Source organism: Streptomyces sp. NBC_01808, from assembly GCF_035917395.1.
In the GTDB taxonomy this organism is placed as follows: domain Bacteria; phylum Actinomycetota; class Actinomycetes; order Streptomycetales; family Streptomycetaceae; genus Streptomyces.
This window is the reverse complement of record NZ_CP109072.1, coordinates 3,700,195-3,722,932: the sequence shown is the minus strand read 5'-3', so window position 1 is coordinate 3,722,932 and position 22,738 is coordinate 3,700,195. Positions and strand designations below refer to the sequence as shown.

Below are 22,738 nucleotides of genomic sequence, written 5' to 3'. Positions count from 1 at the left end.
CCCGGACAGCCGCCCGTCTGTTCGCCTACTCTGTTTTCGGCCATCACCACCGGCCACGGTCTACTTCGCCCGTTGGTTCACTCCTGTGGGTGATGAGGCTTGACCGAATTGACGACATGTGACGCCCGGGATCCGATGGCAAGTCGGCGAACTGCCCGCTTTGCCCGGATCGCCCTTGGTTGGGAGGGCTCACTCCGGTGGGTGATCTGCCGCGTACGCATAGTCCGTTCGGGCCATTCAACTTTGGGCCTGACGGGGGTGTTGCGTTGCCGCACTCCTTCCGTAACGTCCTCAACTGGCAACGGTGCATATGCCGTTTGCCGCCGTGGGGGAGCCTCAATTCGGGAGAGGACGGCGCCAGCATGAGCTGGGTTACCGACTGGAGCGCACAGGCAGCCTGCCGCACTGCCGATCCGGACGAACTGTTCGTGCAAGGCGCGGCACAGAACAGAGCCAAGGCGGTCTGCACCGGATGCCCGGTGCGCACCGAGTGCCTCGCCGACGCGCTCGACAACCGCGTCGAGTTCGGCGTATGGGGCGGCATGACGGAGCGCGAGCGGCGGGCGCTGCTGCGCCGCCGGCCGACGGTCACGTCATGGCGCAGACTGCTGGAGACGGCACGTGAGGAGTACGAGAGCGCGGGCACGCCGCTGCACGAAGGCGCCCTGCACGAGGACGCGCTGCGCGCGGCGGAGGAGCTGCCGGTCGCCGCGGGCTGACCCCGGGCTCCGGGGCCCTCGGCCCCGCCGTGAGCCTGCTGTGTGCCCGTCGTGAGTCCGCCGCAAGCCCCGCTGTGAGCCCGTCCTGAGCCCCTGCGCCCGTTGCCCTTGTGCCCGTTGCTACGGGCCGGGCGCGGCCCGCGCGCCGTACGCCCCGGCTACGCTCCCCACGCGTGCTCCGGCCTACGCGCCCGGCGCCTCCTGCGCCGTCAGCCGCTCCGCCACGTCCCGTAGCCCCGCGAGGTCGTGCACATCCCCCGGCAGCGCGGTGACTTGAGTCACCGGCACCTCCGGGTGCAGCGCCGCGAACCGGTCGCGCGTACGGCGCTCGTGCGCCAGCACCTGCATCCGTTCGGCATGCAGCCGCAGCAGCGCCGCGGCATCCGCCGCGCCCTCTGTGCCAGTACCGTCTGTGCCGCCAGTGCTGCCCGTATCCGCCGCCCCCGCGCCTTTCGCGCCGGAGCCAGCGTCGTCCACGCCCCGCTCGTCCAGCGCCTCGGCCGCCGCCAGCGCCCGCTCCGCGCTCAGTTGCGCCGCGTCGCTCTCGTGCACCCTGTTGAGCACCAGTCCTGCCAGCGGCATCCGGTCCGCTTCGAGGCGTTCGACAAAATAGGCCGCCTCCCGCAGTGCGTCCCGCTCCGGCGTCGCCACCACCAGGAAGGCCGTGCCCGGCGCCTGGAGCAGCCGGTACGTCGCCTCCGCGCGCGTACGGAAGCCGCCGAAGAGCGTGTCCATCGCCGCGACGAACGTCTGCACGTCGCGCAGCAGGGAGGCACCCAGCAGCTTGCCGAGCGTCCCCGTCATCATCGACATCCCCACGTTGAGGAACTTCATCCCCGCCCGGCCGCCCGCCTTCGCCGGCGCGGTCAGCAGTCTGATGAAGCGCCCGTCGAGGAACGAGCCCAGCCGCTTCGGGGCGTCCAGGAAGTCCAGCGCGGAGCGGCTCGGCGGGGTGTCCACGATGATCAGGTCCCAGGAGTCCCGGGCCCGCAACTGGCCCAGCTTCTCCATCGCCATGTACTCCTGCGTGCCGGCAAAGCCGGCCGACAGCGACTGGTAGAAGGGGTTCTCCAGGATGGCGCGGGCCCTGTCCGCGTCCGCGTGCGCCTCGACGATCTCGTCGAAGGTGCGCTTCATGTCGAGCATCATGGCGTACAGCTCGCCGGGTCCCTCCACACCGTCGACCCGCCGCGGGCTGTTGTCCAGGGCGTCGATGCCCATGGACTGCGCCAGCCGCTTCGCCGGGTCGATGGTGAGCACCACGACGCGGCGGCCGCGCTCCGCGGCCCGTACGCCGAGGGCGGCGGCCGTCGTCGTCTTGCCGACGCCGCCGGCGCCGCAGCAGACGACGATGCGGGTCTGCGGGTCGTCGAGGAGCCCGTCGGCGTCCAGCCGGGGGGCGGTGTCGAGGCTCATAGGGGCCACTGCTTTCCCAGCTCGCCGGACAGCCGGTAGAGGCCGGCCAGATCCACTCCCTCGGTGAGCAGCGGCAGTTCGTACTGCGGCAGCTCCAGCCGCGCCAGCGCGGCCCGTTGCGTACGTTCCAGGGCGAGCCGCTCCGTATGCTCGCGCGCCTGCCGCAGCAGCGGCGCGACCAGCCGCTCCGCCCGCGCGCCCCGGCTCGCGCCGCCCAGCCCGGCGGCGGACAGCGCGGCGGCGAGGGCGGCGGGGTCGGCTGCGGCCCGTTCCAGCTCCGCCTCGTCCACGAGCGCGGGGCGCACCATGTTGATCACCGCGGCGCCGACCTGCAGCCCGGCCTCGCGCAGCTCGGCGACGCCGTCGACGGTCTCCTGCACGGGCATGTCCTCAAGGAGGGTGACCAGGTGCACGGCGGTGCGGGCCGAGGTCAGCACCCGCATCACGGAACGGGCGTGGTTGTGGATGGGCCCGGCCTTGGCCAGCCCGGCGACCTCGGCGTTGACGCCAAGGAAGCGCGTGATGCGGCCGGTCGGCGGGGCGTCCATGACCACCGCGTCGTACACGTGCCGCCCGTGCTTGTCCTGGCGGCGGGCGGCCTCGCACGCCTTGCCGGTGAGCAGGACGTCGCGCAGGCCCGGGGCGATGGTGGTGACGAAGTCGATGGCGCCGAGCCGGCGGAGTGCCCGTCCCGCGCTGCCCATCCGGTAGAACATCTGCAGGTAGTCCAGCAGGGCCTGCTCGGCGTCGATGGCGAGCGCGTACACGTCGCCGCCGCCCGGCGCCGAGGCGATGCGCCGCTCGCCGTACGGCAGCGGCTCGGTCTCGAAGAGCTGGGCGATGCCCTGCCGACCCTCCACCTCGACGAGCAGGGTGCGCCTGCCGTCGGCGGCCAGTGCCAGCGCCAGGGCGGCGGCCACGGTCGTCTTGCCGGTCCCGCCCTTGCCGGTCACCACGTGCAGCCTCTGGAGCCCGCTCATGTCCGCGAGCCTAATTCCTCGCCGCGCGACTCAGCAGACCGCCTCCGCCCGGCGGCCCCAAGCGGGGGCCAGTCGGGGCGGGCTAAAGTCTGGCCCATGACGAAGTGGGAATACGCGACCGTGCCGCTGCTCGTACACGCCACCAAGCAGATCCTGGACCAGTGGGGCGAGGACGGCTGGGAGCTGGTCCAGGTCGTGCCCGGGCCGAACTCCGAGCAGCTCGTGGCGTATCTGAAGCGGGAAAAGAGCTGATGGCGGGGCGGGTCGAGGGGAAGCTCGCGGAGCTGGGGCTCAGCCTGCCCGAGGTGGTGCCGCCGCTGGCGTCGTACGTGCCCGCGGTGCGCAGCGGGCCGTACGTGTTCACCGCCGGGCAGCTCCCGATGGTCGACGGCACGCTTCCGCTGACCGGGAAGGTCGGGGCGGAGGTCACGCCGGAGGAGGCCAGGGAGCTGGCCGCGCGGTGTGCGCTGAACGGGCTCGCGGCGATCAAGTCCGTAGCCGGGGACCTCGACCGGGTCGTACGGGTGCTGAAGGTCGTCGGCTTCGTCGCCTCGGCACCGGACTTCACGGCGCAGCCGGGTGTGGTCAACGGGGCGAGCGAACTGCTGGGCCAGGTGCTGGGCGAGGCCGGCGTGCACGCGCGGAGCGCGGTGGGGGTGGCGGTGCTGCCGCTGGACGCGCCCGTGGAGATCGAGTTCCAGGCGGAGCTGGCCGAGTAGGGGGCTGCCGCCCCGGGCGCTCGTCCGGGGCGGGTACGGGGGCCGGCAGGCCCGGAGTTATCCACATACCGGCAGTTGTCCACAGGCTGGGATTGCCCACTCGAACATGGCCTCGGCAGCCCGTAGGCTCCCGGTCATGTCCGAAATGAACGCCGCGAACGCCGCGAGCGGAGCGCAGCCCCGGTGGATTCCGCCCGCCGAGCGCATCCGTGCGCTCGCCCGCGGCGAGTTGACGCCCGTCACGCCGCGCCGCGCGGCGACGGTGCTGCTGCTGCGCGGCACGGCCCCCGACGGCCCGTGGGTGTACATGCTGCGGAGAAAGACCTCCATGCCCTTCGCCGCGGGTGCGTACGCGTATCCGGGCGGCGGCGTCGACCCGCGCGACGAGCGCCCGCTGTCCGCGGCGGCCTGGGCCGGGCCGTCTCCGGCGCAGTGGGCGGCGCGGCTGGGGGTGGCCGAGCCGGAGGCGCAGGCGGTGGTCTGCGCGGCGGTGCGGGAGACGTTCGAGGAGGCCGGGGTGCTGCTGGCCGGGGCCTCGGCGGCGGAGGTCGTGGCGGACACCACGGGGGCGGGCTGGGAGGCGGACCGTGCGGCGCTGGTCGCCCGCGAGCTGGGCTTCGCCGGCTTCCTGGCCCGCCGCGGACTGGTCGTACGGACCGATCTGCTCGGCGCCTGGGCGCGCTGGATAACCCCGGAGTTCGAGACCCGGCGGTATGACACGTGGTTCTTCGTCGCCGCCCTCCCCGAGGGACAGCGCACGCGGAACGCCTCGACGGAGGCCGACCGCGCGGAGTGGGTCAGGCCCGCCGAGGCGGCCGAGGGGTACGAGCGGGGCGAGCTGGTGATGCTGCCGCCGACGATCTCGATGCTGCGCGGGCTGCGGGAGTACGGGTCGGCGGCCGAGGCGCTGGGCGCGGCCGGGGAGCGGGATCTGTCGGCGGTGCTGGTGAAGGCGCGGATGGAGGGGGACGACGTCGTGCTGAGCGCTCCGGGGCACGAAGAGTTCACGCGGAGGCTGCCGTCATGAGGGCGGCGGCGCCGGGGACGGCGGGGGTGGTCGTGTGACGGACGCGGCGGCGCTGCCCGGGCAGCCGCGCGGCGGGGTGCTCAGTGGGCCGGCCACCGCCCGTGCGACGTGCGTGCTGGCGCCCAACGCCTCGCCCATGACCCTCGACGGTACGAATACGTGGATCGTCGCCGAGCCGGACTCCGCGCGGGCCGTGGTGATCGACCCCGGGCCGCTGGACGAGGGCCATCTGGCGGCGGTCGTGGACACCGCGGACCGGGCGGGCCTGCGGGTGGCGCTCACGCTGCTCACCCACGGGCACGCGGACCACGCCGAGGGCGCGGTCCGCTTCGCGGAGCTGACCGGGACGAAGGTGCGGGCCCTGGACCCGGCGCTGCGCCTCGGCGACGAGGGGCTGGCCGCGGGGGACGTGATATCCGTCGGCGGGCTGGAGCTGCGGGTCGTGCCTACGCCGGGGCACACGGCGGACTCGCTCTGCTTCCACCTGCCGGCCGACGACGCCGTGCTCACCGGTGACACGATCCTCGGCCGCGGCACGACGATGGTCGCCCATCCGGACGGCCGGCTCGGCGACTATCTCGACTCGCTGCGCCGGCTGCGGTCCCTGACCGTGGACGACGGCGTCTCGACGGTGCTGCCGGGCCACGGGCCGGTGCTGGAGGACGCCCAGGGCGCGGTGGAGTTCTACCTGGCACACCGCGCGACGCGGCTGGCGCAGGTCGAGACGGCGGTCGAGAACGGGCACCGCACGGCGGCGGACGTGGTGGCGCACGTGTACGCGGACGTGGACCGGACGCTGTGGCCCGCGGCGGAGCTGTCGGTGCGGGCCCAGCTTGAGTACCTGAAGGAGCACGGCCTGATCACGTAGCCGGGCGCACCGGCCCGGTCGCGTCGGTGGCGCGGTCAGGTCGGTGGCGCGGTCACGTCCGTGGCGCGGCCACGTCGGTGCGGCGGCGGTCCGTGAAGCGGTGCCGGCTCGGGGTCAGCGCGAGCGCTTCGCCAGGCGCTCCACGTCCAGCAGGATCACGGCCCGCGCCTCCAGGCGCAGCCAGCCGCGGCTGGCGAAGTCCGCCAGCGCCTTGTTGACCGTCTCCCGGGAGGCGCCGACGAGCTGGGCCAGCTCCTCCTGCGTCAGGTCGTGCACGACGTGGATGCCCTCGTCCCCCGGCACGCCGAAGCGCCGCGAGAGGTCCAGCAGGGCGCGGGCGACGCGGCCAGGGACGTCGGAGAAGACCAGGTCGGACATCTGATCGTTGGTGCGCCGCAGCCGGCGGGCGACCGCCCGCAGCAGCGCGGAGGCGACCTCGGGGCGGGCGTTCAGCCAGGGCTGGAGGTCGCCGTGGCCGAGGCCGAGCAGCTTGACCTCGGTCAGCGCCGAGGCGGTGGCCGTGCGGGGGCCCGGGTCGAACAGGGACAGCTCGCCGATCAGCTCGCCGGGGCCGAGCACGGCCAGCATGTTCTCGCGTCCGTCCGGGGAGGTGCGGTGGAGCTTCACCTTGCCCTCGGTGACGACGTACAGCCGGTCGCCGGGCTCGCCCTCGTGGAAGAGCGCGTCACCGCGCGACAGCGTCGCCTCGGTCATGGAGGCACGCAGCTCCGCAGCCTGCTCGTCGTCGAGCGCGGCGAAGAGGGGCGCGCGCCGCAGAACGTCGTCCACGAGTTCTCTCCTTGTCGGGGTGCCCGGGCGACCGCGGGCCGTTGCTCGGTCGGCCCGTCGTTTTCCATGATGCCGGACAGTAAAACAGTGCGATCAGTCACAAGTTTGACGTACCGCAGCGTGAACCGTAGCCCAGGGGTCCGATTGGCGGCACTTTTCCGGTGCTCAGCAGCGGGCGCTCGGGGGTTGCGCGGGGGCGCGTGGTTGCGGGCGGAGGCCCGGGCGGGCGCTCAACGAGCCGGTCGGGGCGCCGTCGTGCGTGACGCGTGGGTTGACCCGTACGGCCCTATTCCGCTCTCAGCGAACGCACCTCCTGCAATCCGATAAAACGGACATAGCGCCGCCATGACAGTGTCCTGTGCGCGCCGTGCCAGCGGCCCTCGGCACGCTCCTTCCCGCAGACCGAGAAGGAGACACCCGCATGACCTACGCATTCAGGGCCGAGGGCCTGGTCAAACGGTTCGGCGCGACCACCGCGCTGGCCGGCATCGACCTCGCGGCCCGGCAGGGCACCGTCCTCGGCGTCCTCGGCCCCAACGGCGCCGGCAAGACCACCGCCGTACGCATCCTCGCCACCCTCCTCCGCCCCGACGAGGGCACGGCGACCGCCGGCGGCCTCGACGTCGTCCGCGACGCCGGCGAGGTGCGCCGGCTCATCGGGCTCACCGGCCAGTACGCCTCCGTGGACGAGGACCTGACCGGCACCGAGAACCTCGTGCTCATCGGGCGGCTCCTCGACATGCGCGCCGCCGCCGCCCGGGCGGGGCCGGTGCTGGAGTCGGTGCTGTGGAGCGCGGGGGTGTTCGCGGTGTTCTTCCCGCTGGCGGTACGGGCCTATCTGCGGCGCACCTAGGGGGAGCCGGGAGCGGGGCCGGGGTCTTCGGCGGCCGGTTCCGCGGCGGGGTCCGGAGCGGGGTCCGGGGCGTCGGCCAGGTACGTGCGGAGCAGTTCGATGGCGTCGCCCTGCTTGAGGGCGGCGCCGCGGGCCCGGGCCCGCGCTCGTCGTCGTCCGTGAACACCGCGATGCCCGGCTCCAGCACCGCCAGCATCGGATGCCCGCCCACCGGATCGACCCGCGCGGCCAGCGCCGTCAGCTCCTCCAGGGCCGCCGGTTCTGGTTCGGTGCCGCTCGTCGCGGAGTTGATGAGGTAGAAGCCGAGGGCGACCGCGTGCGGTTCGAGGGGCAGGTCGCCCGGGACGGCCAGTGCGAGGCGGAGCCAGTCGGCGGCCTCGCTGTGGTGGCCGAGGATCATCCAGTAGATGCCGAGGGCGGCGACCAGCCGGACGGCGGTGCCGGCGTCCCCGGCGTCGATGGCGTAGCGCAGGGCCGCGAGGAGGTTGTCGTGCTCGGCGTCGAGCAGGGCGATCCAGCCGAGCTGCTCGTGGCCGCGCACGTGCGGGTCCGCGGTCTCGGCGAGCCGGAGGAAGTGCGCGGCGTGCGCGGCCCGTACGCGGTCGAGGTCGCCGGCCTCGGCGAGGCGGTCGCGACCGAACTCGCGGATGTCTCCAGCATGCGGTAGCGCGGACCGGCGCTCGGCTCGGCGTTCGCGCCCTGCGGCGCTTCCGTGATCTGCAGCAGGGACTTGTCGGCGAGGGCCGCGAGCAGGTCGAGCGCGGTGACGACGTCCATGCCGCACACGCCCGCGACGGACTCGGGCGTCGCACCGCCCGGGAACACCGACAGCCACTCCGCGAGCCGCCGCTCCTCGTCGCCCAGCAGCTCCCAGCTCCAGGCGACGACGGCCTGGAGCGTACGGTGCCGGGGCAGCGCGGTCCTGCTGCCGGTGGTCAGCAGCCGGAAGCGGTTGTCCAGGCGGGCGGCGACCTGCTCGACGGGCAGTGAACGCAGCCGGGCCGCGGCCAGTTCGATGGCCAGCGGCAGGCCGTCGAGGCGGCGGCAGATCTCGGCGACGGCGGCGGCGTTGGCGGGGCCGACGGCGAAGTCGGGGCGGGCGGCGCGGGCGCGGTCGGCGAAGAGCCGCACGGCCGCGCCGGTGGCCTGCTCGTCCCTCCCGTCCCGGGCGTCGTGAGTGTCCTGCGGGGGCAGGCTCGGGGGCGGGACCGGGCACAGCGCCTCGCCGTCGATGCCCAGCGGCTCGCGGCTGGTGGCGAGCACGCGCAACTCGGGGCAGCGGCGCAGCAGGTGGTCGGCGAGGTGGACGGCGGCGGAGACGACGTGCTCGCAGTTGTCGAGTACAAGGGTGGTGGGTGCGGCGGCGAGGGTGTCGGTGAGCCGGGTCAGCACGTCGCGCGGAGGCAGGTGGCGGTTGTCGAGCACGGCGGTCTCGCGCTGGCCGAGCGCGCCGAGTACGGCGAACGGGACGTCGTCGCCGCCGGTCACGGGCGCGAGTTCGACGAGCCACACGCCGCCGGGGGAGTCGCCGAGGAGCGCTTCCGCGGCGGTGGTGGCGAGCCGGGTCTTGCCGGCGCCGCCGGGTCCTGTGAGGGTGACGAGCCGCGAGCCGCCGAGGAGGGCGCGCACGCGGCGCAGTTCGTCGTCGCGGCCGACGAAGCTGGTGAGGGCGGCGCGCAGGCTGGTACGGACCGGGGGCGGGGGGGCGCCGGGGGCTCCGGGCCCGGTGCTGGGGTCAGGCTTCGTACGGTACGGACCGCCGGTGGCGCCGGGCCTCGTGCCGTACGAGCCGCTTGCGCCGGCCGGCTTCGTACCGTACGGATCACCCTCGCCGCCCCGGCGCGTACCAATAGGGCCACCCCCACCGCGCCGCCCCGGCGCCTCGCCACGCAGCACCGCCACGTGCAGCTCCCGCAGGGCCTCCGACGGGTCCGCGCCCAGCTCCTCCGCCAGCAGCGCGCGGTACTCCTCGTACGCCCCCAGCGCCTCCGGCTGCCGCCCCGTCGCGTACAGCGCGCGCATCAGCAGCGCGCGCGGGCGCTCGCGCAGCGGGTGCGCCACCGTCAGCGCCTCCAGCTCGGGGACCGCGGCACCGGGGCGAGCGCCGCCGGGACCGCCCTCCGCGAGGCCCGCCTCGATGCGGTCCTCGGTGGCCTCCAGCCGCAGCTCCTCCAGCCGGTGCGCGGGCGCCGCCGCGAACGGCGCGTCCGCCACGTCCGCGAGCGCGGGCCCGCGCCACAGCGCCAGCGCCTCCTCCAGCAGACGTCGCGCCGCTACGGCGTCGCCCGCCGCCAGCGCCTCGCGCCCGGCGTGCGCCTGCCGCTCGAAGCGCACGGCGTCCACCGCCTCCGGCGGCAGCGCGAGCCGGTAGCCGGCGGGCCCGTACGCGAGGACGTCGGCCCGGCCGAGCGCGCGGCGCAGCCGGGAGACGAGGGACTGCAGTGCGTTGCCGGGGTCGGCGGGGGCGTCGTCGCCCCAGAGGCCGTCGGCGAGCAGCGCCGTGCCGACGTACCGGCCGGGGTCGAGCGCGAGCCGTACGAGCAGCGCGCGGAGCCGGCCGCCGGCGATCTCCACCGGCACCCCGCCGACCGCCACCTCCAGCGGACCCAGCACCCCAATGCGCCCGTACGCCAGCCTCTCACGCACCCCGTGAGCGGCCGATCTCCCTTTACCCGCCCCTTTACCGAACCCCCGGACCCCCGGACGCCCGAACCCCCCCCGAACCCCCCGAACCCCCCGAACCCTCGAACCCCCGAACCCGGCGCCGGTGCGGACGCGGCCACCGGCGCCGGGCCGCTCCGGTGGGTCCCGCCGGCCGCGGGCGCCCACCGGGCGAGCCAACCGGATCCGATCAGACCCGGTCCGCGGCGATCAGCAGGTACTGGAAGCTCCCGCTGCGGTACGCCGTGAGGAACACCTCCTCGATCCCGGTGGCCACCGAGGACTTGGCCCGCAGCTCCCAGTACGGGATCGTCGCCTCGGTCAGGTCGATGACCTGCGCGGGCACCAGCCGGTTCGCGACCAACTCCTTGAAGTACGTCGACCGCGGGTGGACGTTGCAGATGTAGTGCGCGTTGATCTGGCTGACGGCGCGGGACGGCAGCCCGTAGGCGTCGTTGTAGCAGCCGGTGATGGTGACGTACCGGCCGCCGCGCGCGAGCAGCCGCGCGTGCTCCTTGAAGAGCTGCGCCAACTCCACGTACATCGTGCTCTCGTTGTTCCAGATCCCGCGGAACGCGCCCGTCTCGAAGCCCGTGTCGAGCATGTTCTTCAGGTGGAACCGCACCGCGCTCCCCAGCCCGCGGCGCTGCACCTGGTCGTTGGCGAAGGAGACCTGCGACTGCGAGATCGAGATGCCGTCGACGCGGCAGCCGAATCGTTCGTGCGCCATGAAACTCGTGCCGCCGCGACCGGAGCCGGCGTCCAGCAGCCGGGCGCCGGGGTCGGGCTCGCCGAGGTGGTCCAGCAGGAGGGTGGCCTGTGCGGTCTCCAGGCGGTGCATCTCCGCGATGATCCGCGCTTCCCTGGTCTCCTCCGGGCCCGCCAGCACGGACTGGTCGACCTCGCCGATGCCGTAGTGGTGGTGGTACGTGCCGCTGACGTCACCGAGCTTGAGGTTGACCGGGTCCTTCTCCCGGTTCCAGTAGTCGGCGATGGAGTGCTGGTACGGGCTGCTGAGGACGTTCGTGTCGGCGGCTGCCGCCATGGTCGTTCTCCTTCTGAGGGCGTGCTGAGCGTGCTGTAGCTGCTGAGGCGTGGTGGTCGGGGACGTGCCGATGCGGGACGCGTGGGCCCGTCAGGCGGACCCGCGGGTACGGCAGGGGGACGGACGGGCCGGGTCTGCCGGGCCGGCCAGGCGGTCCGGGCCGGCCAGGCGGTCCGGGCCGGCCAGGCGGTCCGGACCGGCAGACGGGTCGGCCCGGCGGATCAGGCGGTCTGGTAGCGCGCGCTGGTGGCGTGCCACTCCTTGCAGCCGCCCATCCATGCCCACACCCCGGCCAGGAAGCGGCCGAGCTGGGGGGAGCCGGCGGCGGTCAGGGCCGCGGCCTCCATCTCGTAGGTGTGCATCAGCTCGTCGTGGATCAGGGCCGTCCGGTCCACCGCCTCCTGGAGGGTGCAGCCTTCTTCGGCGGCGATCAGGTTGGGCAGGTTGGTGTCCGTGGGGTCTTCCTTTCCCATCGAGTACAGGTCGTTGAGGAGCACGCTGGCGGTGCCGGCGTAGAGGTACGTCCGGCGGACCCGGGCGTCGGCGAACTCGTCGGGCGGCAGCTCGTACCCGCTGACGGGGTCCACGAGGACCATGCAGGGGAAGAACGCGTTCTCGTAGCGGTGGAGCAGGTACTCCCACACCGCGGGGGTGCGCGCCGAGGAGCGCCACTCGGCCTCCTGGCCGTACCCGACGAACATGACGGCCAACTCGTGCCGCAGCCGGGCGACCTGGGTGGGGCTCGCGTACCGCGAGAGGTGCGCCAGGGCGGAGCGGAACGCGCGGAGCACCGGCTCGCGCTGGACGGTCTCCTCGAACTGCGGCATGTAGCGCGCGGGGAGCCGGACGGGATCGATGACGGCGTGCGCCAGCGCCATCCGCTCGCCGAGCAGCGCGGGATCCGGGTCCTCGCCCTCGTCTACCCAGTGGTCGTCGACGGACCACTCGGACAGGCCGCATTTGGCGGCGGCCAGCAGCCGGTCGGGGTCGTCGCAGTCGGGGTGCGCGAGCATGAAGAGGCGGCCGAACTGGTGGGAGCGCAGGCGCTCGATGCGGCCGGTGAAGATGCCGATCTCTTCGGCCCACGCGACCAGCCGCTCGTTGACCTCGTCGCCGAGCGCGGGGTCGTTGCGCAGGGCGTCGGGGCAGTACAGCGGCGGGATCCGCAGGCCGCCGCGCTCGGCGCCGCCGTCGGGCGGTGGCGCGGTGCCGGCCTCGGGCCCCGCGGTGGAGCCGGAGTCGGAGTCGGTGTCGGGCCCGGCGCCGGATGCCGGCTCCGGCCCGGGCTTCGTACGGGCGGGGGGCTCCGCCTCGGGCGGCGGGACGGCCTCCGGTACGTACCCGGCGAGCGGGTGCGCGGCGGCGGTGCCGAGGCCGGTGGGGCCGAGGGGGAGGAGGGCGCGGAGTGCTTCTGCGGGTGCTCCGGTCATGCGCGGCACCCGGCCTCCGCGGCGGCCGGCGAGGAGATCGTCATACTTCGACGCTAGGCATCTGCGCCGAGTGCGGCAATCGCTCGAAAGAGTAGGCATAAAAGGGGGATTGGCCGGTTGGGTATCCCCTCACGAAATCGTCGGGTGAAACGGTTGCGTTTCTCCCAGCGGCGATCTAGCGTGGGCGGTACGAAACGGTTCCGTACGAAAAGGATCGCCCGTCATGCCCGGCAGACCCGTCGGCCAGCTCCCCGGCCAGGCCCCCGACGCCCGGATCCGCCGGCCCCGCATGACCCCCGAGCGCGAGCGTGAGCTGCTCGAAGCGGTGCTGGGCGTGCTGCGCGAGTCGGGGTACGAGGCGCTGTCGATGGACCTCGTCGCGACCCGCGCGCGATGCAGCAAGGCGACCCTGTACCGGCAGTGGCACAGCAAGGCGGAGATGGTCGTCGCCGCGATGATCGCCAACCGGCCCGTGGATCCCGGCGCCGTCGACACCGGCTCCCTGCGCGGTGATCTGATCAGCCTCGTCGAAGAGTTGTCCACCACCGCGGAGAAGGACACGGCGCTGATCGCGGCGATACACCACGCCGCGCTCACCGACGGGGACCTGGCCGCGACGCTGCACGCCTCCCTCGCGGACTACGAGTTGACGCACCTGTGCGGCCTGCTCGGCCGCGCGGTGGCGCGCGGCGAACTGCCGGGGCAGCCTGGCGCGGCGGAGTTCCTGCCGCAGTTGCTGTTCGGCGCGGTCGTCATACGCCCGCTGATCGACGGGACGTTCGCCGATTCCGCGTATCTCGCGCGGTTCGTCGACCTCGTGGTGCTCCCGGCGCTGCGTCACTCCTGAGCCGTACGCCCTTCACCACTCCTCGCCGGTCACTCCGGTCCCTCCGGCCGCCGTACGCCCGCCGCGCGGGCCGACGCCGGCGCAGGGCCCGTACCCGGACGGCCTCATACCCCTACGCCGTATCCGTACGAGCCGTATCCGGTCCTCCGAGCATCCGACCCCCCACACGGAGCCCGCCATGTCCTGTACCGACGCCGAAGCCGGCAGCGGTCCCGCCGGCGAACCCGGCCCGCCCGCCGCCGCCGGCGCACCTCAAGACGACCGCGCCCACCGCCACCGGTGGCTGATCCTCGGCGTCCTCGGCCTCGCCCAGTTGATGGTCGTCCTCGACGTGACCATCGTGAACATCGCCCTGCCGTCCGCCCAGTCCGACCTCGGCTTCACCAACGGCGACCGGCAGTGGGTCGTCACCGCGTACTCGCTGGCCTTCGGCAGCCTCCTGCTCCTCGGCGGCCGCATCGCCGACCTCGTCGGCCGCAAGGTCACCTTCCTCGTCGGTCTCGTCGGCTTCGCCGCCGCGTCCGCCGTGGCCGGCGCCTCCGTGAGCTTCGACATGCTCATCCTCGCCCGCGCCTTCCAGGGCGCCTTCGGCGCGCTCCTCGCCCCGTCCGCGCTGTCGCTGCTGACGACGACGTTCACCGACCCGGGCGAGCGGGCGAAGGCGTTCAGCGTCTACGGCGCCGTGTCCGGCGCGGGCGGCGCCATCGGCCTGCTGCTGGGCGGGTTTCTCACCGAGTACCTGGACTGGCGCTGGACGCTGTACGTGAACGTGGTCCTCGCCGTCGTCGCCTTCGTCTTCGCCTCCGCGCTGCTGACCCGTACGGCACGGGACCGCAGCGTCACGCTCGACGTGCCCGGCACGGCCCTGGTCACGGCCGGCCTGTTCTGCGTCGTCTACGGCTTCTCCAACGCCGAGCACCAGGACTGGGGCGCGCCGGCCACCTGGGGGCTGCTGATCGCGGGTGGCGTGCTGCTCACGGCGTTCGCCTGGTGGTCGACCCGCAGCCGGCACCCTCTGCTGCCCACGCGCATCGTCACCGACCGCAACCGCGGCGCCTCCTACCTCGGCATGCTGATCTCCGCGGGCGGGATGTTCGGCGTTTTCCTCTTCCTCACGTACTTCCTGCAGACGGGCCTCGACTACACGCCGATCGACTCCGGCGTCGCCTTTCTGCCGATGGTCGTCGGCCTGGTGATCGCGGCGACGCTCGCCACCAACGTCCTCGTACCGCGCATCGGGCCGCGGCTGGTGGTGCCCCCGGGCATGGCGATCTCGGCGGTCGGCCTGGTGTGGATGACGAGGCTGGACATGAACAGTTCGTACGCGGTGCACATCCTGCCGATGACCGTGATCGTGGGCTTCGGCCTCGGGCTGGTCGTGGCGACGGCGATGAGCCTGGGCACGCTGGGTGTCTCCGTGCACGACGCGGGCGTGGCCTCCGCGACGGTCAACGCCATGCAGCAGGTCGGCGGCTCCATCGGCATCGCCCTGCTCAACACCGTCTCGGCCAGCGCCGCCACGAACTACCTCTCCGGGCGCAACCCGAGGGACCCGGCGGTGAAGGCACAGGCGGCGCTGGAGAGTTACCACACCGCGTTCTGGTGGTCGGCGGGGTTCTTCGCCGCCGGCGCCCTGGTGACCCTGTTCCTGTACCGGCGGGGTGCACCCAAGGAGCTGAAGGGCGGGGCACCCACGATCCACATGTGAGCCCCGCCCGCGCCCTCACACGACGAGCAGCGACTTGCCCACCGTCGCGCGCCGGGCGAGCGAGGCGTGCGCGTCCTCCGCGCGCGCCAGCGGGTAGGTCGCGCCGATCACCGGCCTGATGCGGCCCGCGGCTGCGAGGTCCAGGGCCTCGACGAGCGCGGCCCGCGAGACGGCTGCGGGCGGCGGACCGCCCTCCAGGAGGTTGGTCACCCGCACGTCCCGCTCCGCGGCCGCGCGCGGGTCGATCTCGGCGAAACCGCCGTCCGACGTCCCGTACGTCACGAACCTGCCGCCCCGCGCCACCGCACCGAATGCCGCCCGGCCCAGCTCGCCCCCGGCGCCGTCGAAGGCCAGGTCGACGCCGTCCCCGCCGGCGGCCTCGCGGACCCGGTCCTGCCAGCCGTCCTCGGAGTAGTCGACGGAGTGCTCCGCGCCCAGCTCGCGGGCGAGCGCGAGCTTGCGCTCGCCGCGCGCCGCCGCGATGACGCGCGCCCCCGCGTCGCGCGCCAGTTGCAGCACCAGCGACCCCGCCCCGCCGGCGGCCGCCGCCACGAGCACCGTCTCGCCCTCCCGGGGCTGCCCGGCGCGGGCGAGGCGCACCGCCGTGGTGCCGTCGTGCAGCAGGGCCGCCGCCTCGGCCGGGCCGAGCGCGTCGGGGACGGCGGCGATCTCCGCCACCTCCGCGACCTGCTGCGCATACCCGGCGGACGCCGGAGCGGCCACGCGCCGCCCGGCCCACGCCGCGTCGACCCCTTCCCCGACGGCCAGCACGGTCCCCGCACCGCCCTGGCCCGGGACGTACGGCGGGCGCACCGGGAAGATCTCGCCGCCCCAGCCGCTGCGCAGCAGGGTGTCCAGGTAGATGACGTCGGCCACCTCCAGTCCCACGACGACCTGCCCCGCCCCGGCCACCGGCTCGGGCACCTCCGCCGGCACCAGTACCTCGGGCCCGCCGAACTCCCGCACCTCGATCGCACGCACCGCGACCACGCTCCCGTCTTGATCGACTCGACGCGGCCAAACGTAGAAGTTCAACGAAGGTTCAGGTCAAGCGACACCCGCAGCCGCCCGCCGCAGGGATCAGCCCGCTCCGCGCCGTCGTGCGGCGGCCGGCCTCCCCCGGCCGTACGGAACGCCCGCCGGCGGGGGAGAGGGCCGGGAAGGCCGGATGAATGTGCCCTAGTCGTTCAGCCGTTCGCCCTCCGGGGACCGCGGCTGGGGCATGGTGGTCCTGACCGAGTCCAGGATGGCCAGTCCCTGGCCGACCAGCCCCGCCGTGAGCTCGCCGAGGCCGTCGGCCCCGTTGAGCACGTTGATGTTCGCGCCCTGGAGGCCGGCCGCGGCCCGTTCGACGATCTTCGGGAGCTGGTCGATCAACTGCTGGTCCAGCGCCACCCTGTCGTACGAGGACGCCGCCTCGGCCTGGATCTTCATCCGTTCCGCCTCGGCGAGGGCCAGCACCCGCACCCGCTCGGCCTCCGCCTCGGCCGGCTTGACGACCTCCGCCTGCAACTCCTGCTGGCGGAGCCGGGCCGCGCGCTCGGCCAGTTCGGTCTGGGCGGCGAGCACGTCCTGCTGCGCGTGCGCCTGCGCCAGCGGCCCGGCCTGCGCCGCCTCCGCCTCGACCCGGCTGACCTCGGCCTTGTACTGCGCCCGCACCATGGCGGTCTCCCTGGCGTACTCGGCCTGCTTCCGGGCGGACTCCTGCTCCGCCTCGGACGCCCTCTGCGCCGCCTGCGCCTCGGCGATCTTCGCCTCGCGCTGGATGGCCGCCTGATGGGGCGCCGACATCGCCTTGATGTAGCCGGTGTCGCCGTCGTCGATCGACTGGATCTGGAACGAGTCGACGATCAGGCCGATCCGGCCCATCTCGCTCTTGGAGGTCTCCACCACCTCGGAGGCGAGCTTCTGCCGCTCCGTGACGATCTCCTCGACCGTCATCGACCCGATGATGGCGCGCAGGTGCCCGGCGAAGATCCGCCCGGTCAGCACCGACATCTCCTTCTGCTCGGAGAGGAAGCGCTGCCCGGCGTTGACGATGCTCTCGATGTCGTTGCCGACCTTGAAGGCGATCACGGACCGTACGGTCAGCGGGATGCCCTGCCTGGTCACGCAGTACTCGGCGACCTCCGACTCGTGCATCGCCAGCGACAGGAAGCGGGTCTTGCGGAAGATCGGTAACACGAACCTGCCGTGCCCGACGACGACACGGAACGGTGCACCGTCCCGCCGGCGCCTGCCGCCCGACACGAGCATGGCCTGGTCGGGGGCCGGAACGCGATAGCCGAACATGCTTACCTCCTCACTCCACGGGCCCGATACCGCCGGTCAGCTCGTCCAGCGGATCGGCCCACGCGATCACGGTGACCTGGCGACCGCCGCAGTACTCGGTGACGAGCACCTCCGCCCCTTGCGGCAACGGCTCGGCGGACCAGGCGAGAAAGGTCTCGGTGCCACCCCTGACCCGCACCAGCACCTCGCCGGGGCCCGCGGACCCGCGGGTGGGGATGACGAGAACGCCCAGACAGCCGATCACGGCGTCGTCAGGCACCATCGATGGATCCCCCTCCATCACCCTGCTCGCGACGTTCATGCGTACCCTACTCACGACGACGGTCGCTCAATCTTGGTTTCGCCTCCCCGGGAGGGGCCCCAGCGGTTTCGCGCTTCGGTGTCAGTCGGGGCCCGTAGGCTGGCCCCATGGCGAAGAGTGGCAAGGCGGCATCCGCGGCGGGGGGCCGCGCGGTGGTGCGCAAGGCGAAACCGGCTCCGACGCGGACGGGGCTGGTGCGGCAGGCCCGGCGGATCTACCGCGAGCTGGCCGAGGTGTATCCGTACGCGCACCCGGAGCTGGACTTCGAGAACCCGTATCAGTTGCTCATCGCCACGGTGCTCTCCGCCCAGACCACCGACCTGCGGGTGAACCAGACGACGCCGGCGCTCTTCGCGAAGTATCCGACGCCGGAGGACCTGGCCGCGGCCAATCCCGAGGAGGTCGAGGAGCTGATCCGGCCCACCGGGTTCTTCCGCGCCAAGACCAAGTCGATCATGGGTCTTTCGCAGGCCCTGCGGGACGATTTCGGCGGCGAGGTCCCGGGGAATCTGAAGGACCTGGTCAAGCTCCCCGGCGTGGGCCGCAAGACGGCGTTCGTCGTGCTCGGCAACGCTTTCGGGGTCCCCGGCATCACGGTCGACACGCACTTCGCGCGGCTCGTGCGGCGCTGGAAGTGGACCGAGCAGACCGACCCCGAGAAGATCGAGCAGGAGGTCGGGTCCCTCTTCCCGAAGAAGGACTGGACGATGCTCTCGCACTACGTGATATTCCACGGCCGGCGCATCTGCCACGCCCGCAAGCCCGCCTGCGGCGCCTGCCCCATCGCCCCGCTCTGCCCGGCGTACGGCGAGGGGGAGACGGACCCGGAGAAGGCGCAGAAGCTGCTGAAGTACGAGAAGGGCGGCATGCCAGGACAGCGCCTCAAGCCCCCGCCGGACTACCCCGGGAAGCCCGCGCCCCCGCTGGGAGCCGCATGACGCGGTCTCGCGGGACGCCCGGCGGGCCGGGTGGCGGCGCGGCGCCGGGTGCGGCGCGCGGCACGGCGGACGAGACGGCGCCCGGCGCTTCGGCGTGGGCGTCGGCGGGTGAGGCGCGCAGTGAAGCGGACGGGGGCGCGCGCGGCGCCGCGAGCGCCGCGGACGGGCCCGCCGAAGGCACGGATTCCGCTCGTACGTCCGCGGATCGAACGCCCGTGTCCCAGGCGCCCGACTCCCCTGCGCCCGGTTCCGGCACGCCCGGATCCCGTACTCAGACGTCCCGTACGCCCGGGTCCCGTGCGTCCGCGTCCCGCGGGTCCGGCTCTCCTACGCCCGCGGCCCGGCCGCCCGTGGCCGTCAGCGACGCCGGGCTGCCCGGCTGGCTGGCGCCGGTCGCCGACGCGGCCCGTACCGTACGGCCGGAAGAGCTGAGCCGCTTCCTCCCGCCCGACGGCGACGGCGGCCGGCCCGCCGCCGTGCTCGTCCTCTTCGGCGACGGCGACGACGGCCCCGAGCTGCTGCTCACCGAGCGCGCCAGCTCCCTCCGCTCGCACGCCGGCCAGCCCTCCTTCCCCGGCGGCTCCCTCGACCCGGAGGACGGCGACCCCGAGGGCGAAGGGCCGCTGCGCGCCGCGCTGCGCGAGGCGCAGGAGGAGACGGGACTCGACCCCGCGGGCGTGCAGGTGTTCTCCGTGCTGCCGCGGCTCTACATCCCCGTCAGCGGCTTCGTCGTCTCGCCCGTGCTCGGCTGGTGGCGCGAGCCAAGCCCCGTCGGCGTCGTCGATCCGGCCGAGACGGCGCGGGTGTTCAGCGTCACCGTGGCCGATCTCACCGACCCGGCGAACCGCGCCATGGCCGTCCATCCGCGCGGCCACCTCGGCCCCGCGTTCCTCGTCTGCTCCGCGCTGGTCTGGGGTTTCACCGCCGGCGTCATCGACCGCATCCTGCACCTGGCCGGGTGGGAGCGCCCGTGGGATCGCGACCGCCGGGTGCCGCTGGACTGGCACGCATGAGACGGTGACCGGGTGAACGTGCTGGACATCCTGCTGGTGGCGGCCGCCGTGTGGTTCGCCGTGGTCGGCTATCGCCAGGGCTTCGTGGTCGGTGTCCTGTCCGTGTGCGGCTTCGTCGGCGGCGGGCTGCTGGCCATCTATCTGCTGCCCGTCATCTGGGACTTGGTGACCGACGGCGCCGCGCTCGGCCCGACGGCCGCGTTCGGTGCCATCGTCCTCGTCCTCATAGCGGCCTCGGTGGGCCAGGGACTCACCACCCACCTCGGCAACCAACTGCGGCAGTACATCACCTGGTCGCCTGCCCGCTCCCTCGACGCCACCGGCGGCGCGCTGGTCAACGTCGTGGCGCTGCTCCTCGTCGCCTGGCTCCTCGGCACGGCGCTGGCGTCGACGACGCTGCCGACCGTCGCCCGCGAGGTGCGCGCGTCGAAGGTGCTCAACGGCGTGGCCGAGGTGATGCCGAAGAGCGCCGACACCTGGTTCGGCGAGTTCAGTTCCGTGCTGTCGGAGAACCGCTTCCCGCAGGTCTTCGCGCCGTTCCAGAGCGAGCAGATCACCAACGTGCCGGCGCCCGACCCCGCGCTGGTCAGCAGCCCGGTGGTCGAGCAGGCCCGGAAGAGCATCGTCAAGGTCGTCGGCACGGCGCAGTCCTGCGGCAAGGTGCTGGAGGGCACCGGGTTCGTCTTCGCGCCGCAGCGCGTGATGACCAACGCCCACGTCGTCGGCGGCGTCGACGAGCCCACCGTGCAGATCGGCGGCGAGGGCCGGCTCTACGACGGCGAGGTCGTGCTCTACGACTGGGAGCGGGACATCGCCGTGCTGGAGATCCCCGGGCTGGACGCCCCCGCGCTGCCGTTCGACCAGAACGACGCGAGCCGCGGCGACGACGCCATCGTCGCCGGCTTCCCGGAGAACGGCGGCTTCGACGTACGGGCGGCGCGCGTGCGCGACCGCATAACGGCCAACGGCCCCGACATCTACCGCCGCGGCACCGTCAACCGCGACGTCCTCTCCCTCTTCACCCTCGTCCGCCAGGGCAACTCGGGCGGCCCGCTGCTCACTCCCGAGGGCGCCGTCGTGGGCGTCATCTTCGCCAGGTCCATGGACGACAAGGACACCGGCTACGCGCTGACGGTCGACGAGGTCCGCGACGGCATCGAGCGGGGGCGCACGGCGTCGCAGCGCGTGGACAGCGACAGTTGCGCCATGTGAGCCGCGGGGGAGCCGGGGGCGGAGCCTCCGGAATCCACGTCAGGACCAGCCCCGGCGGGCCGCTCAGTGCACGCGCCGCAACCGGGCGCTCATCCAGCGGGCCCGGCGGCGGAGAATGTGCGGGATCCCCAGACGGAGGTCCACTTCGCGATGCGCCGAGGCGCCCCGGAGCGGTCTGGCGTCCGGGGTGGTGGCGCGGTGGGTTCCTACGTCGTTGTAGTCATGCGTCCAACCCATACCCCGGATCCTCCCCCGCCGGGCGGCCGGTAATCGCCCTTTCCCGGGCCCATCGGCCTATGCAGAGTGCAATTGACGTGTCCAGTTCCAGCGCCGGCGGCGCCGGGTCCCGGTCGCGGCGGTGGCGGAGGGTGCCGTACGGGCGGTGGACCGGCCGGTGACCTGGGCGGGGTCAGCGGTCGGGCTCGGGATCCCGTAGCCAGTTGACGAGTTCGGTCGTGAACGCGACCGGGTCCTCCTCGTGCGGGAAGTGCCCGAGACCGTCGAAAAGGCGCCACCGGTACGGCGCTTCCACGTACGCGACGGATCCCGCCGCGCTGCGCGTGCGCATCACCGGATCGAGGGATCCGTGCAGATGCAGCACCGGCACCCGCACCGGCAGCTTCATCCGGCGGTAGAACTGTATGCCGTCGGGCCGCCCCAGCGACCGTACGAGCCAGCGGTACGGCTCCACCGAGCAGTGCGCCGTCGAGGGCACGGTCATCGCGCGCCGGTAGACCTCCAGCGCCTTGTCGTCCGGCTGCCGCGGACCCGACCAGCCGCGGATCAGCCGGCCGACCAACGCGGCGTCGTCGGCGACGAGTTGCCGCTCGGGCAGCCAGGGGCGCTGGGCGCTCCAGACGAAGGAGCCCGCGGCGCTCTGCCGCGGGTCGGTGAGCATCGCGGAGCGCCAGCGGCGCGGGTGCGGCATCGAGGCGACGGTCAGCCGGCGGATCAGCTTGGGCCGCATCACGGCCGCGGTCCAGGCGAGATAGCCGCCGAGGTCGTGGCCGACGAGCGCGGCGTCCGGCTCGCCGAGCGAGCGGATCACGCCGGTGACGTCGAGGGCGAGGTTCGCGGGGTCGTAGCCGCGGGGCGTGCGGTCGCTGCCGCCGACGCCGCGCAGGTCCATCGCCACCGCGCGGTAACCGGCCTCGGCGAGCGCGGGCAGTTGGTGCCGCCAGGTCCACCAGAACTGCGGAAAACCGTGCAGCAGCAGCACCAGCGGCCCTTCGCCCATCTCCACGATGTGGAAGCGGGCGCCGTTCGCCGCGACGTCCCTGTGGGTCCAGGGGCCCTCGAGGTGGACTGCCGGGTCGACTGGCGACGGTGCCGTCATGACTCCGAGCGTGCCACGCCCGCGGCCGGCTTGCGTCGGTCCGCCGGATGACTTCGGCCGCGCAGGGAGTCGGAGATGACGGTGGCGGTCTCCTTGGTGGAGTTCATCGCGCGCTCGGGCTTGCGCATCTGGCGCATCTTGGCGATGCCCCAGAGGGCGGCGAGCGCGCCGAGGAGCAGGTGGACGCCGAAGACGATGAGGAACGACCAGGCGAGGTGGAGGCCCAGGGCGTGCAGCCCGTACGCGGCGGCGAAGCTGAGCACCGGGATGCCGAAGAGGACGAGGACGGCGGCGATGCCGAGGGCGGCGCCGCCGGCGCCCGCGCGCTTGATGTCCTCCCTGGTCTCGGCCTTGAGCAGGGCGATCTCGTCGTGGAGCAGCGCGCTCAGATTCGTGGTGGCGGTCGAGACGAGCTGCCCCAGGCTCTGCTGGGCGTCGAGGTGGGCGTCGGAGCCGGGCTCCGGGCCCGCGCCGTCCTTCGCCGTGGTGACTTTCGCCGTGGTGCTCGCGTCCGCGGCCGTCCGGCTACCTGCCGCACCGTTGCCGGCTGCGCTCATCGTCCGTCCCTTCGCCGCCTGAAGTCA

Annotated in this window: 21 protein-coding genes and 1 pseudogene; 11 read left to right on the top strand and 11 right to left on the bottom strand. The window is 73.5% G+C overall.

Going from position 1 to position 22,738, the window contains the following annotated elements; translation table 11 throughout:
• Positions 1–362: 362 nt before the first annotated feature.
• Complete coding sequence (locus OG946_RS16005) at positions 363–719, top strand: WhiB family transcriptional regulator (protein WP_018841321.1); 357 nt, start codon at positions 363–365, stop codon at positions 717–719.
• A 183-nt stretch (positions 720–902) separates the two neighbouring features.
• Here OG946_RS16005 and OG946_RS16000 read toward each other — a convergent pair whose 3' ends face one another.
• Together OG946_RS16000 and OG946_RS15995 are read right to left on the bottom strand one after the other, a co-directional pair.
• The gene (locus OG946_RS16000) at positions 903–2,135 is read right to left on the bottom strand and encodes an ArsA family ATPase (RefSeq protein WP_326796780.1); all 1,233 of its coding nucleotides are present in this window, start codon (positions 2,133–2,135) and stop codon (positions 903–905) included.
• On the bottom strand, positions 2,132–3,115 hold the full coding sequence (locus OG946_RS15995) for an ArsA-related P-loop ATPase (RefSeq protein WP_326796779.1): 984 nt from the start codon (positions 3,113–3,115) through the stop codon (positions 2,132–2,134). The genes OG946_RS16000 and OG946_RS15995 overlap by 4 nt, the downstream gene beginning before the upstream one ends.
• A gap of 96 nt (positions 3,116–3,211) precedes the next feature.
• On the opposite strand from OG946_RS15995, the gene OG946_RS15990 reads away from it, so the two are divergent.
• From OG946_RS15990 to OG946_RS15975, 4 genes are all read left to right on the top strand, one after another.
• Positions 3,212–3,367 carry a DUF4177 domain-containing protein gene (locus tag OG946_RS15990; RefSeq protein WP_123060262.1) on the top strand — a complete coding sequence of 52 codons (156 nt, stop codon included), beginning with the start codon at positions 3,212–3,214 and terminating at the stop codon, positions 3,365–3,367.
• Complete coding sequence (locus OG946_RS15985) at positions 3,367–3,834, top strand: RidA family protein (protein WP_326796778.1); 468 nt, start codon at positions 3,367–3,369, stop codon at positions 3,832–3,834. Before OG946_RS15990 ends, OG946_RS15985 begins: the two co-directional genes overlap by 1 nt.
• 145 nt (positions 3,835–3,979) lie before the next feature.
• The gene (locus OG946_RS15980; RefSeq protein ID WP_326800268.1) at positions 3,980–4,861 is read left to right on the top strand and encodes an NUDIX hydrolase; all 882 of its coding nucleotides are present in this window, start codon (positions 3,980–3,982) and stop codon (positions 4,859–4,861) included.
• Between the two features lie 34 nt (positions 4,862–4,895).
• Positions 4,896–5,729: an MBL fold metallo-hydrolase gene (locus OG946_RS15975; RefSeq protein WP_326796777.1), complete on the top strand. Its 834-nt coding sequence runs from the start codon at positions 4,896–4,898 to the stop codon at positions 5,727–5,729.
• 114 nt (positions 5,730–5,843) lie between these two features.
• Here the strand turns inward: OG946_RS15975 and OG946_RS15970 are convergent, their stop codons facing one another.
• Positions 5,844–6,518 (bottom strand): Crp/Fnr family transcriptional regulator, encoded by a 675-nt coding sequence (locus OG946_RS15970; protein WP_018835840.1) that lies wholly within the window; start codon positions 6,516–6,518, stop codon positions 5,844–5,846.
• 421 nt (positions 6,519–6,939) lie between these two features.
• Between OG946_RS15970 and OG946_RS15965 the strand changes: the two are divergent.
• A pseudogene (locus OG946_RS15965) lies at positions 6,940–7,281 on the top strand (ATP-binding cassette domain-containing protein); the annotation flags it as partial.
• Positions 7,282–7,767: 486 nt separating this feature from the next.
• Here the strand turns inward: OG946_RS15965 and OG946_RS15960 are convergent.
• The 3 genes from OG946_RS15960 to OG946_RS15950 form a co-directional block, all read right to left on the bottom strand.
• Positions 7,768–10,017, bottom strand: a complete 2,250-nt coding sequence (locus OG946_RS15960; RefSeq protein WP_326796776.1) for an AfsR/SARP family transcriptional regulator — start codon at positions 10,015–10,017, stop codon at positions 7,768–7,770.
• Between the two features lie 205 nt (positions 10,018–10,222).
• On the bottom strand, positions 10,223–11,077 hold the full coding sequence (locus OG946_RS15955; protein WP_326796775.1) for a geranyl diphosphate 2-C-methyltransferase: 855 nt from the start codon (positions 11,075–11,077) through the stop codon (positions 10,223–10,225).
• Positions 11,078–11,298: 221 nt separating this feature from the next.
• A complete protein-coding gene (locus tag OG946_RS15950) occupies positions 11,299–12,507 on the bottom strand; it encodes a family 2 encapsulin nanocompartment cargo protein terpene cyclase (RefSeq protein ID WP_326796774.1) in 1,209 nt (402 codons plus the stop codon).
• 223 nt (positions 12,508–12,730) lie between these two features.
• Between OG946_RS15950 and OG946_RS15945 the strand changes: the two genes are divergently transcribed.
• Both OG946_RS15945 and OG946_RS15940 read left to right on the top strand, forming a co-directional pair.
• On the top strand, positions 12,731–13,354 hold the full coding sequence (locus tag OG946_RS15945) for a TetR/AcrR family transcriptional regulator (RefSeq protein WP_326796773.1): 624 nt from the start codon (positions 12,731–12,733) through the stop codon (positions 13,352–13,354).
• A gap of 178 nt (positions 13,355–13,532) precedes the next feature.
• Positions 13,533–15,062, top strand: coding sequence for an MFS transporter (locus OG946_RS15940; RefSeq protein ID WP_326796772.1), 1,530 nt, complete (start codon positions 13,533–13,535; stop codon positions 15,060–15,062).
• 15 nt (positions 15,063–15,077) lie between these two features.
• Here OG946_RS15940 and OG946_RS15935 read toward each other — a convergent pair whose 3' ends face one another.
• From OG946_RS15935 to OG946_RS15925, 3 genes are all read right to left on the bottom strand, one after another.
• On the bottom strand, positions 15,078–16,043 hold the full coding sequence (locus OG946_RS15935) for a zinc-binding dehydrogenase (RefSeq protein ID WP_326796771.1): 966 nt from the start codon (positions 16,041–16,043) through the stop codon (positions 15,078–15,080).
• A 198-nt stretch (positions 16,044–16,241) separates the two neighbouring features.
• Entirely contained in the window at positions 16,242–17,354 is a 1,113-nt protein-coding gene (locus OG946_RS15930; protein ID WP_326796770.1) for a flotillin family protein, read from the bottom strand.
• Between the two features lie 10 nt (positions 17,355–17,364).
• Positions 17,365–17,616, bottom strand: coding sequence for a hypothetical protein (locus tag OG946_RS15925; RefSeq protein ID WP_018835851.1), 252 nt, complete (start codon positions 17,614–17,616; stop codon positions 17,365–17,367).
• Positions 17,617–17,762: 146 nt separating this feature from the next.
• Between OG946_RS15925 and nth the strand changes: the two genes are divergently transcribed.
• The 3 genes from nth to OG946_RS15910 all read left to right on the top strand — a co-directional run bounded on the left by nth (position 17,763) and on the right by OG946_RS15910 (position 20,818).
• A complete protein-coding gene (gene nth, locus OG946_RS15920; protein ID WP_125935673.1) occupies positions 17,763–18,593 on the top strand; it encodes an endonuclease III in 831 nt (276 codons plus the stop codon).
• 350 nt (positions 18,594–18,943) lie between these two features.
• A complete protein-coding gene (locus tag OG946_RS15915) occupies positions 18,944–19,606 on the top strand; it encodes an NUDIX hydrolase (RefSeq protein WP_326796769.1) in 663 nt (220 codons plus the stop codon).
• A 12-nt stretch (positions 19,607–19,618) separates the two neighbouring features.
• A complete protein-coding gene (locus tag OG946_RS15910; RefSeq protein ID WP_326796768.1) occupies positions 19,619–20,818 on the top strand; it encodes a MarP family serine protease in 1,200 nt (399 codons plus the stop codon).
• A gap of 409 nt (positions 20,819–21,227) precedes the next feature.
• Here the strand turns inward: OG946_RS15910 and OG946_RS15905 are convergent, their stop codons facing one another.
• Both OG946_RS15905 and OG946_RS15900 read right to left on the bottom strand, forming a co-directional pair.
• Positions 21,228–22,154: an alpha/beta fold hydrolase gene (locus tag OG946_RS15905; RefSeq protein WP_326796767.1), complete on the bottom strand. Its 927-nt coding sequence runs from the start codon at positions 22,152–22,154 to the stop codon at positions 21,228–21,230.
• Entirely contained in the window at positions 22,151–22,711 is a 561-nt protein-coding gene (locus tag OG946_RS15900) for a phage holin family protein (protein WP_326796766.1), read from the bottom strand. The genes OG946_RS15905 and OG946_RS15900 overlap by 4 nt, the downstream gene beginning before the upstream one ends.
• Positions 22,712–22,738 lie beyond the last annotated feature (27 nt).